Here is a 14436-nt window from a genome sequence, read left to right as displayed (position 1 = left end):
GCGCGGCTCGCGCGCCGGGACATCCGTCATGGCACTGTGAGTGTGTCATCGCTCTGCGTGCATCGCCACGGTTTCGGGTTCTTGATTGTTCACGTACCCGTGGCGCCGATTCCACCTTGGCGGCGTGGTGGCCGTACCGTAGTGCGCCGTGTCCCCCACCTCCGAGAACGCGGCCGCCAGCCTCGACGACGTCCTGGTCGGCGAGGCGGTGCTGGGCGTGTACCGGCAGATGTTCGCGGCGCTGGCCCGCGACAGCGGCGCCGTCGTGGACGACCCGGAGCTCGTGGACGTCGCCGAGACGCTGCTCGCCGCGTTCGCCGACGCGGGCGAGGACGGGCTGAGCCGCGAGCAGATGCGGTACGTGTGCCGCCGCTACCCGCCGGAGGTGTTCGAGAACCGGCTGCGGGTGCTGAAGGGGCTCGGCGCCGTCCGCGAGGTGTTCCCGAAGCCGAACCAGCTCCGGTACCGGGCGTCGTTCACCAGCGTGGTCGGGCTGATGTTCGTGCGGCGGATGATGCTGGACGGCGGCCAGAGCGAGATGCACCGGCTCCTCGCCTTGGAGCAGCTCAACGTGGCCGACCCCCGGATGACGCCAGAGCAGGCGCGCGACGGCGCGGACGGCCTCGCGCGCGCGTTCCGGCTGTGGAGCGTCGAGCTGGTCACGCTGACGAACGGCACCATCGAGGAGCTCCGCGAGCAGGCGCCGAAGCTGTGGGGCACCGAGGAGATCCTGCTGCGCGCCGAGCGCCTGCACGGCGCGATCCTGCGCCGCTGGCCGCAGCTCGACCGGACGTGCACCGACCTGCGCGCCGCCATCTACGCCTACGGGGACGCGTCCCGCCGCGCGGCGGCGCGGCTGTCCGACTCGGCGGGCACGACGCGGAACCTGACCCTGCTGCCGCCGGAGACGTGGCGGACGTTCACGCGCACCGCGTCCCGCGAGGAGCTCGCCGCCGTCCTGGACGGGTTCGTCTTCGACTCCGCCGCGCCGTGGCATGAGCCGTCCGCCGTGGTCACCGCGGTGGAGGACGGCCCGCGCGCCACGCCCCCGCGCCCGGCCCCGCCCCGCCCGTCCGTGCCCGACACCGGCCTCTCGGGCGACACGGGTTCGGACACCGCCGCGATGGAGCGGCTCCGCGGCGTCGCCGAGCAGCTCCTCCGCGGCCGCGACCGGATCGCCGTCGAGGACGTCCTCGCCCAGGACTGGACGGCTGCCCGCCGCGTGCTCGCCGACCTGTCGTCCGCGCACCTGCATCCTGAACTCCCCTACCGGCTGATCTGGTCGGACGGTTTGACCGTGCACCCCACGGGCTCCCCCACGTGGGTCTCGCCAGGCTGGTTCGAGAGGACCCCGCAGTGACCGCCCCCGATCCGGTCGTGCTGGCGCGCGCCCGTGCGCGGGTGCTGGGGGCGCCGCCGATCGCCGTGTCCGAGCCCGTTCCGCCCGGTGTGGTCGGCGCGACGGACGGCACGCGCGTCTGGCTGCTCCCGGAGTGGCCGGACGGTGCGACCCCCGCGCTGCTGGAGGAGTACGAGACCCCGCCCATGCCGCTGGACCGCGCGGGGCAGGCGCGCCGCGTCCTCGGCGCCGCGCTGCGCTGCTGCTGGCCGCGCCTGGACGACGCGCCCTGGCCCGGCGTCCCGTCCAGGGTCGCGGACGTCCTGGACGTGTACGCGAACATGACGCGAGGCGACACCGACCTGGCCCGCCGCTGGGCCACCGGGGAACTGCGCCGCCTGTCGGACACGGGCTGGCTGCTCCTCGACGAGGCGGCCGGCGGCGTCCGCCTCGGCCCCCGCGCCGCCCTGTGGCCGGAGGGTTCGCTCGCGTCGCTGCGGGACCTCCTCCGCCGCCTCCCCGAGCCGCCGCGGCCGGAACCCGAACCGGCTGATTCATCAGCACCTCCTGCCTCCCCTCACCTGCAATCCGACCCTGCCGCACCCCCGGCGCCGCCCGTCGAAGAATCCGAACCTGTGGATAACTCGGAGCGCGGCGCATGAGCGAGCTGTTCGAAGGGCTCCTGCGCCCGTACGACGAGCGCCGCCGCGCCGACCTGGTCGCGGCGTACATGGCGGTGGAGCACGCGGCCGAGCCGGTGTCGGAGGTGCGGTTCGCGGCGCTGCGGGAGCCGGCGCTCCGCCGGACGGTCGAGGAGATGCTCGCGCTGAGCGGCCGGACGCTCGTCCGCTCCGAGCAGACGCGCTGGACGTCCGGCTACGGGGACGACGTCGCCGCCGAACTGGCACGAGACCCGGAGTGCGTAAGGCCCGTCCAGGAGCGGGCCGTCCTGACGCTGGTCCTCATCCATTCGGTGGCCATCCCAAGGGCGGCGGGTTCGCTGGCAGACGACTCCTGGCTGTCGCCCTACCCGACGCCCATGGACGAACTGCGCCGCCGCACGCAACTGCCCCTCGGGGAGCTGGAGGCGTCGCTGCGCAGGCTCCGGCTCGCGGGGCTGGTGTCGCAGGTGAAGGCGGGCGCGGACGACGCCGGAGGCTTCGTCCCGGGCCCGCAGTTCCACCGGCTGACGGACGCGGCGCGACGCCGCCTGCAGGAGGAGCTGATCCTGGCCGCGGGCCCCGACTCGCCGCTCGCCGCGGCGATCCGGGCGCGCCGCAGAGGCCGGGACCACGATCGGGGGGAGAACACATGACGTCCGTCCTCGAACCCGGCCGCGCGGAGCCGCCGCCGGGGCCACCGGTGCCGGAACCGCTGGTGCCGGAGCCCGCGCGCGGCGACGCCGAGAACGTCGTGGGCGGCCGGACGCTCGTGGCCGTGCAGGCGGTGAACATCTCGCGGCTGTCCACGCATCCGGTTCCGACCGTCCCCGGGACGCTGATCGTGGTCGCCGGTCAGGGGCCGAAGGACTCCAACGGCGCGGGCAAGTCGTCGTTCATCGCGGCCATAACGGCGCTCTTGGGCGATGAGCAGTGGCGGTTCGCGTCGGGTGCGCGCTCGGTGGCGGAACTGCTTTTCAACGCGGAACTGGCGGCGCAGGGCGACAGCCAGTGGGCGAGCGCAGACCACGGCTACATCGTCGGTGTCTTCGACTACACCGAGCCCATGGCGGACGACGGCGAGACTGCCGTCACCGTATGGCTGCGGGTGAATGTGGACGCGCCCCACCTGGAGATCCGCTGGCGGCAGGGCGTCCACATGGCGGCGGCCCCGTCGGAGGCCGATCGCGTGTCGCTCGCCGGCCGGCTCTGGGCGGGCCTGCCGCGCAGCGCCGGACGCCGTGATCTGGTCGCGAAGGACCTGTCCCGCGTCCTCTACGGCGGCCAGGTGCGGTGCGTGTCGTTCCTGTCGACGTCGGTGCGGTCGAAGGTCGCGACGAATTTGCTGTCGCAGCCGCTCAACGAGATCAGCCCGGAGCGGATCTTCAGCGCGATCGCGGCGCTGACCGGGCTGGACCGGGAGCTGGAGGCGGAGCGCAAGTCCCGCGCGGAGGAGCACCGCGAGCGCGCCAAGGCGGCGGAGGCGTCCGAGCGGCTCACTGAGTGGGAGCGTGAGGCGGCGTCGCTGCTGAAGACGTTCGACCGGCGCGACCGGGCCCGCGACGAGGTCGCGGCGGCGCTGCGGCACTGGCGGACGCGGCAGGCCCGCCTCCTGGTGGACGCCGCCGACGCCGCCGACGCGCACGCCGCCGAACAGGAGCGGCTGCGCGCCGAGAGCGACGAGCTGGCCGCCGCGGCCAAGGCCGCCGAACGGGAGACGGAGCAGCTCACCGGCGGCGCGCTGGACGCGCAGCTGACCGAGGCCGGAACGGCCCTGGCCGAGCTGAAGGGCCAGGTCGACGAGCTCGGCGCGGATAAGGCCGTGGCCCGCAACCGCCTCGACGAGCTGCGCCGCCGCGTGTCCGCGCTGGAGGAGCGGCAACGCGAGGCGGACGGACGCGACGGCGACACCGCACGCGCCGAACTGGCCGAGGCAGAGGCGCGACGCGACGAAGCCCAGCAGCAGCTGGGCATGGCCAAGGGCGCCGTCGCGCGCGCGGAACGATCCCTGGCCGAGGCTGAGGCCGGCGAAGGAAGTGCCCCCGCGCAGATCCGCGCGCTAGCCGCCGAGGGCATCGCCGCCGTCGGGCTCCTGGACGCGGTAGAGCTCGCGGAGGACGTCCGGGAACGCTGGGAGGCCGCCCTGTGGCCGTACCGGGAGGCCGTCGTCATCGGGACGGACGACCTCGACGCCGCCGTAGCCGCGCTCAAGGACATGCCCGGCTCGACGATCGTCCCGGCCGACGGCGACGGCCGCCTGCCCGAAGGGATCAGCTGCGAGCAGTCGCTGGGACGCTTCTTCGCCTTCCTCGACGACGATCCGGCGACGCCCAACCGGCGACCGGTCGTCATCGTGGGCGGCTTCCCCGAACCGGTGACCGGACGCGTAGCGCGAGTGCGGGCGGCCCAGGCCGCGCTGGAAGCCGCTCAGGAATCCCTGGAGCGCGCGCGGCAGGCCACGTCCGACGCCGCCGCCGACGTGGCGCTCGCCGGGCGGCGGCTCGCGGGCGCGCGCGCCGCGGACGAGCTGGACGGCGTCCGCGAGACGATGGCGGGCCTGCGGGGAAGGCTTGAGGAGCTGGCGGCCGGCGAGTCCCGGCTCGGCCCGCGGCTCGGGTCGGCGGAGCAGGCGCTGCGCCGCCTCCAGGCGAAGGCCGACACGCGCGCGCTGGAGATCGACCGGCTCCGCGGGCGCCGCGAGGCGCACGAACGCGAACGCGACAGGCTCCGGCGCGCGTCGTCCGAGCTGGCCGACAAGCGCGCCGCGCTGGGCCTGGACGGCCTGGAGAAAGACTGGGGCGGCACCCGCGAAGGCGCGGCCGAATGGCTGTCCGGCCTGGACGACGACGAGGCCACGTGGACCCCCGCCGAATGGTGGCACACCGCGGAGAAGCACCTGTCGGAAGCGCTCCGCCGCGTTTTCCCGGACGGCACGTCCGACGACGACATGCCGGAGGAGATCCGGTTCCTGCTGCGCGAACGCGCCGAAGGCGAAGGCCGCCGCACCGACCGCGAACAGGCGACGTTCCCGCGCCTGGTGAAAGCCATGGAGGCGTACCTGCGCCAACAGGAGGACTACGAAAAACACCAGCGGCGGCAGATCGAGGTGCAGCTCTCGGCGCGCCGCGCCGACCTGGAGAAGGCGCAGAAGGGCGCGACGGAGGCGGCGGGCGCGGCCGAAGCGCACCGCACGGCGCTGACCGCCGCGATCCGTGCCCGCCTGCAGCGCGTGTCCGACGCGTTCGAGAAACTCGACGTCGAGTACGGCGGCTACGGCGCGACACTGGAATTCCCCACCCCGGAGCAGCCCGCCGACCCCGAACAGGAGTGGCGCTGGCGGGTCACGCCCAAATGGCGGCGGTCGGACGGGCAGCGGTACGTCCCGTACAACCGGCGCGCCAACACCGCGCTCATGGACGAGAAGGCCGTGAAACTGGTGTGCGCGGCGGCGCTCGCCAGCTCCGGCGGGGCCCGCGAGGCGGGCGGCCAGCACGGGGCCGGGAGCCGGCTCGTCCTCGTCCTGGACGAGCTGGGCCGCAACCTCGGCAAGGAGCACCGCAAGGAGGCCGTCGCGCTGTTCCGCAAGATCGGCGAGACGCACGGCATCACGGTGATCGGCGCCCTGCAGGACGACATGGAGCCGTACGCGATCGACGCGTGCGGCCAGTACGTGAAGCTGCGCCGCTCGTCCGACACGATGCCGTACAACGAACCGCCGGTCGTCGTCGGCTACGACGAGCACGAGGCCCGCGTCCGCAAACTCGCCGAACAGGTCGCCGCCGCCCGCCCGCCCGAAGAAACCGGATGAAAGCGGCGGACTGATCGGGCAGGATGACGCGGCATGCGCGTCGAGGAGCTGCTTTCCGAGATCGAGCCGCTGCCGTTCAAGGAACGGTGCCTGCGCCTGGCCGCGCTGCGCAGCTCCGCCGGGCGACCGGAGATCGCCGCCGTGCTGGACGGCCTGTCCCAAGGCGGGAACTACGAACGCTCCCTGGCGCTGTTCGTGGCGGCCGCCGTGCGGGACGAGGCGTCGCTGGCGCACCTTGCCGCGGCCACGCGCGACCCCGACAACGAGGTGGCCTGCGAGGCGATCCGGCTGGGCGTCCGGTTCGGCGTCGACGCGGCGCCATTCCTGGACGGCCTCGCCGACGCCCCCGCGGCGACCCGGACGGCGCTGTACGACGCCGTCCGCAAGTACCGGCGCACCGACCTCGCGGACGCGCTCATCGGCGAGGTCACCGCGCGGTGGGGCGAGGACGAGGCGGCCGCGATGCTCGCCGCCTGCGGCCCGGAGGTGGCGGCGGCCCGGATCGACGGGCTCGCGCACGCCGTCCCGAACTGGTCGTCGGTGGGTCGCGCGCATCCGGGCGTCATGCTGGACCACGCCGAACGGTCGCTCGCCGACCTGCCCGAAGGCGTCCACGCGTCGTGGTGGCTCGTGCACGCGCCCGGCGTCGCCGCGGCGCTGCACCACGCCCCCGGACGAGTCGTCGCGCTCCTCGAACGGCACCTCCGCACCGGGCCCGTCCCGGACGCGCTGCTGGCCGGCACGGGCGCGCTGATCGCCGCCGAACCGGCCCGCATGCTCCGGTTGCTGCTCTCCGACGGGCACCGCGGCCACCTGCGGCGGCTGCTGTCCCGCCGGTCGGTGCGGGACCGGCTGGCCCGGCTCGGCGACGGCGACGTCGCCGCCGTCGCCCGCGCCGTCCGGGAGGACGAGCCGGCCCTGGCCCTGCTGCTCAGGGCGTTCGCGCCGGGCCGCCGCGCCGCGGTGTTCGACGCGGCGATGGACGGCGTCGACCTCACCGCGCGCGAGTTCGAAACGTCGCTGCTGGAGGTGCTGCCGCGCGCCGTCCGGGTCCGGGAGGCCCGCCGGACGCTCGGCCTGCGCAGGGTCGCCGAGTCCCCGTCGGCGGTGCGGGAGCTGACCGCGTTCCTGCCGTACGACGAGGCGCTGCCCGTCCTGTCCGAGCTGACCCGCCGCCCGGACGCCGACGCGCGCGCCGCCGGGTACGCGCTGCTCGTGGCGTGCGCGGGCCGCGACGGCGACCCCGCGACGCTGACCCGCGCGCTGGAGTCGCTCGGCCGCCTCCGCAACGAGCAGGACCCCGTCCGCTACAGCGCGCTGAACGCGCTGGCACGCGTCCCGGAGCGCCTGCTGCGCACCGAGCGCCGCGGCGGCCGGACGGTTCGCGGACGACGCGCTCAACGCCCGCGACTGCTCGATGTGGACGCGCCAGGCGCTCGGCGGGATCGCCGCGGCCTTCGCTCGGCAGGGCGCGATCCGCGACGACCCCGACCTGCTGCTGTTCGCGCTCGACCTGGCGGAACGGCTGATCGGCCACGCCGGGACGGTGTACCTGGGCCGCCTCGACGCGGTGCTGCGGCGCGGCGACGAGCACCGCCTCGGCGCCACCCTCGCGCCGTACCTGGAGGCCGCCGCGCGCCGCGACGACCACCGGCTGGCGCTGATGACCGTGCGGGCGCTCGGGCGCCGCGCCCACCGCGTACGTCCGCTGCAGGACGCGCTCGAAGCGGCGCTGGACGCCCGCGACGACGGCATCCTCCGCGAGGCGATCGCGCTGTGGCTCGAACCGCCGGGGACGCGCGCGGAGCGAGTCGGCACGGTGGTCGCGAAGGACCCGTCCGCGGTCGCCGTCCCTGCGGTGCTCGCCGCGATCGCCCGCGAGCGCACCGACCTGCTGCACCTCGTCCTGGCCGGGAACACCCCGGAGGGCCGGTTCCGGCGCGCCGACGTCGCGTACGTGCCCGCCGCGACCCGGCCGTGGACACGCCGCTGGACGGCCCGCCAGCGCGACGCCTACCTGGCGCTCCTCGAACGCGCCGCGAGCGGGAACCTCCCCGAAGCCGACCGCGCGGCCGCGGTGGCGCAGATGGCGAGGGTCCCCGGCGTGGACCCGGCCCGGATCACCGCCCGCCTCGACGACGACCCCTACGTCCGCCGCGCCGCGCTCACCGCGCTCGCCTGGACGCCGTCTCCCCAGGGCACCCTCCCTCGCCTGCTGTCGTACGCCTCGTCCGACGACGCGCACGTCGCCGTGTACGCCGCGACCCGCGCGGCCCGGTTCGCGCCGCCGTCGGCGCTGGCGGCGACGCTCGGCCCGATCCTGTCCACCGGGAAGATCACCGCGCGGAAGGAGGCGATGCGGATCCTGCTGCGCAACCACGTGCCGGACGCACTCCGCCTCGTCGCCGCCGTCTGGGACGACCCGGACCAGCACCGGGACGTCCGCGCGGCGATCGTCTCCGCCGTTCGCTCCCACCTCGGCGACCCGGTCGCGCGGCGGATCCTGCGGGAGGCCGCGGACGGGCCGCGCGACCTCGCCCGCCAGGTGATCAACACCGCGCCGCTCCACGTCGAGGAGCGGCACCGCGCGGCCTACGCCGAACTGATCCTGCGGGTGGCCCGTTCCGCCGATCCCGAGGTGCGCGGCTCGGCGCTGCTCACGGCCGCCCTGTGGGCGCCGTGGGCCCCGGACGCTCCCGCGCTCCTGGCCGACGTCGCCGCCGACCTGGGCGACACCCGCCACTGGCGGAGGACGCTGACCCTGCTCGTCGGCTGCGTGACGCGGCAGGGCATCGGCGCCGCCGAGCTGAGCAGGGTGTCCGCCGAACTGACCGCCGCCCCCGCCCTGCCGGACGCCGAGCCCGAACGCGACCTCCCGGCGGCACGGCGACTGGACGCCCTCGTCGCCGACATCCGCGGCGTGGCCGAACGCCATCGCGACGCGGCCGAGCACGCGATCCGCGCCGTCGCGGACCACCTCCCGGACCAGCCGGCCCGCGAACTGGCCGCCGCCACCCTCCGCTGGGACACCCCCGACACGGCCGCCACCCTGGACGCCCTGGTCGACAGCACCACCCCAGCCCACCCGCCGAACCCCACCCCACGCGACGCGCCGAACCACGACACACGCACCACGACGAGCCATGGCGCAGCAGGCGCGCCGGACCATGGCGGAGCAGGCGCGACGAGCCATCGCGGAGCAGGCGCGCCGGACCATCGCAGAGCAGGCGCGCCGGACCATCGCGGAGCAGGCGCGACGAGCCATGGCGCAGCAGGCGCGATGGACCATCGCGCAAGCGACCCGGCGATCCATGGTGTGGGCGGTGTGCTCGCTGTGATGCGCGTTGCCGAGGCGCTCGCCGGGGAGGAGCCGGACCGGTACCTCCAGGCGTACCCCGCCGACCAGCCCGACCCGGCGGAGGTGCTGCCGCACGCCGTCCGGCTCGCGGCGCGAGGCGACCTCCCGGGCGGGCTGTTCGCCTGCGCGCTCACCGGCCGTCACGGCCCCCGCGCAGGCTGGTCCGAAGACTGGCGCTCTCTCCTACGATCCCTCCGCACCCATCCCCTCCCCGACGTGACCTTCACCGCCCGCAACATCCACACCGCCCCCGAGTGACACCCCGCCCCCATCAGCTCAGACGACCCCCGCCTGACAGAACGCCCCCCACGCCCAACCACGGCACCGCTGACAAGCGGGGTCGCTGGCAGACAGCGTCACTGCCGGACAGCGTCACTGCCGGACAGCGTCACTGCCGGACAGCGTCACTGACAGACGGCGTCACTGGCGGGCGGTGCCGGTGCGGGCGGTGCTGTTCGGCGAACAACCGAATGTTGTTCGGTGATTAACCGGTGGGTCGTTCGTCGCGTCAGACTGGGAGAGCCGAGGACGAGCATGAGGAGCGGCCGGTGACGCGGTGGCGGGTGTCGGGGTTCGAGGAGATCCGGGAACTCGGGCGGGGCGCGCAGGGACGGGTCGTCCTGGCGCGGCCACCGGCCGGCGGCGCTCCCGTCGCGATCAAGTACCTGACCCGGGACGCCGACCCGGACGCCCGGGAGTCGTTCCGGCGCGAGGCGGTGATGCTCGGACGGGTCGGCGACCCGCATGTGGCGCGGCTGTACCGGCTGGTCGAGCACGGCGCCGAACTCGCCATCGTGATGGAGGCGGTGAACGGCGTCTCGTTCAAGGAGATCCTCACGCGGTACGTGCGGCTTGAGCCCGAGGCGGCGCTCACCGTGCTGCGCGGCTCGCTGCTCGGACTCGCCGCCGCGCACGCGGCGGGGGTCGTGCACCGCGACTACAAGCCCGCGAACGTGATCGTCCTGGCGGACGGGCTCAGCAAGCTCATCGACTTCGGCATCGCCGCGCCCGAGGGCGCGGCGTCCGGCGGCGGCACCCCGCTCTACATGGCGCCCGAGCAGTGGCACGGCGGGGCGGCCACGCCCGCGACCGACGTCTACGCGGCGACCTGCGTGTTCTTCGAGGCCGTGACGGGCCGCCGCCCGTACGGCGCGGGCGACCGCGCGTCGGTCAGGGCGGGGCACCTGTCCGGGGACGTCCCGGCCGGGGAGGTGCCCGAGCCGCTGCGCCCGCTGGTGACGGCGGGCATGTCGAAGGACCCGGCGGACCGGCCCGAAGGCGCGGCGGCGTTCGTGGCCGAACTGGACGAGCTGGCGCAGACCGCCTACGGCCCGGACTGGGAGTCGCGGGGCGTCCGCGCCCTCGCCGGCGCGGCCGTCGCCCTCGCCGCGCTCTTCCCGCTCGCGGCCGGGCTGGCCCCGGCCGCCGGAGCGGGAGCGGGCGCCGCGGCGGGCTCGACCGGGATCTTCGCGGCGGTCGGCGCCAAGACCGCCGCCGTCGTCGCGGGCACCGCAGTCGTCGGGGGCGTCGGCGTGTACGAGGCGACCAGGGAGGAACGGCCGCCCGTGGCCGCGGTGAGGGCGACCCAGGCCCCGCCCGGCGTGCCGCTGCGGATCGGCCCGATGACCCTCAGGGTCGCGTCGTCCTGGAAGGCCCATGCGGTCCCCAACCGCTCGACGAACTTCGACGGGCCGCCTGAGGATCTGCCACCCGACAGCTACTACGTGAGCACCTGGAAGACGTGCGGCAAGCAGGAACCGATCAGGGCGTCGCTGTACCCCGGTCAGGTGTGGTGTCCGGGCCTCCACGTCCTTGGGCGCTCCTTCCTCGACAACGGCGGTTCCTACATCGCGGCCAAGTACACGACGTCCGACACGTACGCCTCGCTGTTCACCCAGGACGAGGGGATGAGCTGCCCCGGTCACGAAAGCCTGCGGGCCGTCGGCGTCGAGCGCGGCGCCCGGCTGACGGCGAACAGGTTCGCCGCCGTCGGCTCCAAGAGGGCCGAGTACCGCGAATGGACCGTCCCCTGCTACACCCGCGAGGGCCCCAGCGGGTACGGCCCCACCCGCAGGACCCGGTTCACCTACGTCGAACGGCACTGGTACCTGCCGCTCTCCAAGATCTTGATCGTGGACGTCTGGAACACTCCCGGCCTCCAGCGGATCCTCCAATCGGCCGAATGGGCCTGACCGCCCCACCCCAGGCCACGAGCCGGCTCGCCGCGCCGACGCACCAAGTCAGGCGGGACAGGCTGAGGGTGAAGGGTGGTGTGCCGGCCGCTCAGGTATCGGTGTCGGTCAGGCCCAGGTGCTTCGCCTCCTTCGTCAGTTGCGCCGCGGTGGTGGACGAACCGGCCGAGTCCAGTTCGTGGGCGAGTTCCTCCAGTTCGCTGCCGCCCGCCATGAGCGCGGTCAGCTCGTCGCGGGTGATCTCGTCCTTGGTGTGGTAGCCGATGCTCCGGCCGCGGTTGAGGATGAGGAAGCGGTCGCCGACCGGGTAGGCGTGGTGCGGGTTGTGGGTGATGAAGACGACGGCGAGGCCGCGCTCGCGGGCCTGGACGATGTAGCGGAGCACGACCCCGGCCTGTTTGACGCCGAGCGCGGCGGTGGGCTCGTCCAGGACGAGGGCCCTGGCGCCGAAGTAGACGGCGCGGGCGATCGCCACGCACTGCCGTTCGCCGCCGGAGAGGGTGCCGATGGGCTGGTCGACGTCCCGCAGGTCGATGCCCATCGCGGCCATCTCGCCGTGGGCGGTCTTCCGCATGAACTCGATGTCCATGCGGGCGAGGCCCTTGCGCTTCTCGGAGCCGAGGAAGAAGTTCCGCCAGACCGGCATCAGCGGGACGACCGCGAGGTCCTGGTAGACGGTCGCGATGCCGCGGTCGAGGGCCTCGCGGGGCGAGCCGAACGCGACCTCCTCGCCCTGGACGGCGTAGCGGCCGGTGTCGTGGCGGTGCAGCCCGGCGACGACCTTGATGAGCGTGGACTTGCCCGCGCCGTTGTCGCCGAGCACGCAGGTGACCTCGCCGGCGGACGCCTGCAGGCTCACGTCGCGGAGCGCGATGACGTTGCCGTAGTTCTTGCCGACGCCGGTCAGCTCGATCAGCGGGTGCTCCGGTTTGCCCGCGTCCGCCTTCGCCGTCTCGTCCGTCATGACGATCGCTCCACTCTGCGCCGGACGATCAGGTTCACCACGGTGGCGATGAGCAGCATCGCGCCGAGGAAGAAGCGGAACCAGTCCGGGTTCCACTCCGCGTACACGATGCCCTTGTTCGCCATGCCGAAGATGAACGCGCCGATCGCCGCGCCGATCGCGGACCCGTAGCCGCCGGTCAGCAGGCACCCGCCGATGACCGCGCAGATGATGTACAGGAACTCGTTGCCGACGCCCTCGCCCGACTGGACGGTCGCGAACGCGAACACCAGGTGCATCCCGGAGAACCAGGCGCAGAACGCGACGCCCATGAACAGGCCGATCTTGACGCGGGCGACGGGTACGCCGACGGCGCGGGCGCTGGCGGCGGAGCCGCCCACCGCGAAGATCCAGTTGCCGACGCGGGTGCGCAGCAGGATCCAGGTCGCGATCGCGACGAACAGCATCCACCACGCCACAGTGATGTTGAGCCTGAGGTCGAGGGCGTCCTGCACGCCGAGGGTGTCGGCGAGGCCGAGCAGGCCGACCCGGTCGAGGACGTCGAGCAGCCTGACGTCGGACGCGAAGATCGCGCGGGCGGAGTCGAAGCCGTCCATGTCGCGGACGGAGTCGCTGGCGACGTTGCCGGTGAGCGCCTTGGTGACGCCGAGGTTCAGCCCGGCGAGCATGAAGAACGTGGCGAGGGTGATGATGAAGCTCGGCAGCTTCGTCCGGACGTAGAGCAGGCCGTTCACCATGCCGAGCGCGAGCGTCAGCACGAGGGAGATCGCCACGCCCGCCCACACGTTCAGCGTGAGCTGGTAGGCGGTGAGCGCGGCGATCAGCGCCGCCGACGTCACCATCACCCCGGCGGACAGGTCGAACTCGCCGCCGATCATCAGCAGCGACACGCCGACCGCCATGATCCCGAACGTGGAGCTGGCGTACAGCACGGTCGAGAACGACGAGGTCTGCAGGAACGCGTCCGCGACGATGGAGAAGAACACGAACAGCGCGACGGCGCCGAGGAGCGCGCCGAGCTCGGGACGGCCCAGCAGCCGCCGCAGCGGCGACCGCCGGGACAGGCGCTCGTCCGGGCCCGGCCCGGTCACCGGCGGCTCCGCCAGCCCCGATGACGCGGCGTGGGTCATCGCGTCCCCCGGTTCGCGAACGCCTCCAGCTGCGCGGCGTTCTGCTTGGTGACGATCGCGGGGCCGGTCAGCACGGGACGCCCGCCGCCGAGCGAGTTGCCGTTGTTCTTCAGCAGCCACAGCTGGTCGACGGCCTCGTATCCCTGCAGGTAAGGCTGCTGGTCGACGGCGAACTGGATGGCGCCGGAGGTGATCGAGGCGATGAGGTCCTTGTTGAGGTCGAACGTGCCGATCTTGGCCTTGCTGCCGGTCTCCTTGACCGAGTCGACGGCGGTGGCGGCGAACGGCGCGCCGAGCGTGAGGATCCCGTCGACGCCGTCGTCGGCCTGGAGCTTGGCCGTGATGGACGACTTGACCTCCGGCATGTTCGAGCCCTGGACGAACAGGTTCTCCAGCTCGCCGCCGAACGTCTTCTTCGCTCCGGCGCAACGGTCCTCCAGGCCGACGTTGCCCTGCTCGTGGATGACGCACAGCGCCTTCTTCGAGCCGATCCTCGCCATCTCCGCGCCGGCGGCCTCGCCGGCGATCGCCTCGTCCTGCCCGAAGTGCGCGACCGCGCCGAGCTTGGCCGACTCGCCCTGCCCGGAGTTGATCGAGACCACCGGGATCTTCGCGGCGGCGGCGCGGGCGAGGACGTCCTTCATCGCGTCGGGCTTGGCGAGGGTGACGATGATGCCGTCGGCCTTCTTGTCGATGGCGGCCTGGACGAGCTGGGCCTGCTTGCCGCCGTCGGGGTCGGCCGAGTAGAGGAACTCGACGTTGTCCTTGGCGGCGGCGGCCTTGGCGCCCTTCTGCACGATGTCCCAGAAGGTGTCGCCGGGGGCGGAGTGGGTGACCATCGCGATCTCCAGCCGGGGGCCGGCGCCCTCCGTGCGCTCCTCGGCCTTCTTGCCGCCCTCACTGCTGCAGGCGCTCAGCGCCAGCAGCCCCGCGGCGGCCAGGACCGCGAGCCCCCTGGACGTCCCGCGCGCGAAAACGCCTCTCAT

The 14436-nt window shown here is 74.0% G+C and carries 10 protein-coding genes; 6 read left to right on the top strand and 4 right to left on the bottom strand.

The window, feature by feature from the left end; genetic code table 11:
* The first annotated feature begins 148 nt into the window (after positions 1-148).
* From ACH34T_RS36505 to ACH34T_RS36490, 4 genes are read left to right on the top strand one after another with little or no spacing between them, the layout of a single operon-like run.
* Complete coding sequence (locus ACH34T_RS36505; protein WP_396025544.1) at positions 149-1360, top strand: hypothetical protein; 1212 nt, start codon at positions 149-151, stop codon at positions 1358-1360.
* On the top strand, positions 1357-2001 hold the full coding sequence (locus ACH34T_RS36500) for a hypothetical protein (protein ID WP_396025543.1): 645 nt from the start codon (positions 1357-1359) through the stop codon (positions 1999-2001). Before ACH34T_RS36505 ends, ACH34T_RS36500 begins: the two co-directional genes overlap by 4 nt.
* Positions 1998-2654 carry a hypothetical protein gene (locus ACH34T_RS36495; protein WP_396025542.1) on the top strand — a complete coding sequence of 219 codons (657 nt, stop codon included), beginning with the start codon at positions 1998-2000 and terminating at the stop codon, positions 2652-2654. The genes ACH34T_RS36500 and ACH34T_RS36495 overlap by 4 nt, the downstream gene beginning before the upstream one ends.
* Complete coding sequence (locus ACH34T_RS36490) at positions 2651-5806, top strand: chromosome partitioning protein ParA (RefSeq protein ID WP_396025541.1); 3156 nt, start codon at positions 2651-2653, stop codon at positions 5804-5806. The genes ACH34T_RS36495 and ACH34T_RS36490 overlap by 4 nt, the downstream gene beginning before the upstream one ends.
* 170 nt (positions 5807-5976) lie before the next feature.
* Here ACH34T_RS36490 and ACH34T_RS36485 read toward each other — a convergent pair whose 3' ends face one another.
* A complete protein-coding gene (locus ACH34T_RS36485) occupies positions 5977-7095 on the bottom strand; it encodes a hypothetical protein (protein WP_396025540.1) in 1119 nt (372 codons plus the stop codon).
* A gap of 128 nt (positions 7096-7223) precedes the next feature.
* Between ACH34T_RS36485 and ACH34T_RS36480 the strand changes: the two genes are divergently transcribed.
* Positions 7224-9422, top strand: coding sequence for a hypothetical protein (locus ACH34T_RS36480; RefSeq protein WP_396025539.1), 2199 nt, complete (start codon positions 7224-7226; stop codon positions 9420-9422).
* Between the two features lie 290 nt (positions 9423-9712).
* Positions 9713-11356 carry a serine/threonine-protein kinase gene (locus tag ACH34T_RS36475; RefSeq protein ID WP_396025538.1) on the top strand — a complete coding sequence of 548 codons (1644 nt, stop codon included), beginning with the start codon at positions 9713-9715 and terminating at the stop codon, positions 11354-11356.
* 91 nt (positions 11357-11447) lie between these two features.
* Here ACH34T_RS36475 and ACH34T_RS36470 read toward each other — a convergent pair whose 3' ends face one another.
* The 3 genes from ACH34T_RS36470 to ACH34T_RS36460 are packed head-to-tail and all read right to left on the bottom strand — an operon-like array spanning position 11448 to position 14436.
* Entirely contained in the window at positions 11448-12320 is an 873-nt protein-coding gene (locus tag ACH34T_RS36470; protein WP_396025537.1) for an ATP-binding cassette domain-containing protein, read from the bottom strand.
* A complete protein-coding gene (locus ACH34T_RS36465) occupies positions 12317-13450 on the bottom strand; it encodes an ABC transporter permease (RefSeq protein WP_396025536.1) in 1134 nt (377 codons plus the stop codon). The genes ACH34T_RS36470 and ACH34T_RS36465 overlap by 4 nt, the downstream gene beginning before the upstream one ends.
* Positions 13447-14436, bottom strand: a complete 990-nt coding sequence (locus ACH34T_RS36460; RefSeq protein ID WP_396025535.1) for a substrate-binding domain-containing protein — start codon at positions 14434-14436, stop codon at positions 13447-13449. The genes ACH34T_RS36465 and ACH34T_RS36460 overlap by 4 nt, the downstream gene beginning before the upstream one ends.

The sequence above is a fragment of the Actinomadura sp. 9N215 genome (assembly GCF_044326345.1).
GTDB lineage: Bacteria > Actinomycetota > Actinomycetes > Streptosporangiales > Streptosporangiaceae > Spirillospora.
This window is presented reverse-complemented; position numbering and strand designations above follow the sequence as displayed.

Coding starts and splice junctions, on each gene's coding strand:
- ACH34T_RS36495 (WP_396025542.1), top strand. CDS start 1,998: ATGAGCGAGCTGTTCGAAGGGCTCCTGCGCCCGTACGACGAGCGCCGC.
- ACH34T_RS36490 (WP_396025541.1), top strand. CDS start 2,651: ATGACGTCCGTCCTCGAACCCGGCCGCGCGGAGCCGCCGCCGGGGCCA.
- ACH34T_RS36480 (WP_396025539.1), top strand. CDS start 7,224: ATGTGGACGCGCCAGGCGCTCGGCGGGATCGCCGCGGCCTTCGCTCGG.
- ACH34T_RS36470 (WP_396025537.1), bottom strand. CDS start 12,320: ATGACGGACGAGACGGCGAAGGCGGACGCGGGCAAACCGGAGCACCCG.
- ACH34T_RS36465 (WP_396025536.1), bottom strand. CDS start 13,450: ATGACCCACGCCGCGTCATCGGGGCTGGCGGAGCCGCCGGTGACCGGG.
- ACH34T_RS36460 (WP_396025535.1), bottom strand. CDS start 14,436: ATGAGAGGCGTTTTCGCGCGCGGGACGTCCAGGGGGCTCGCGGTCCTG.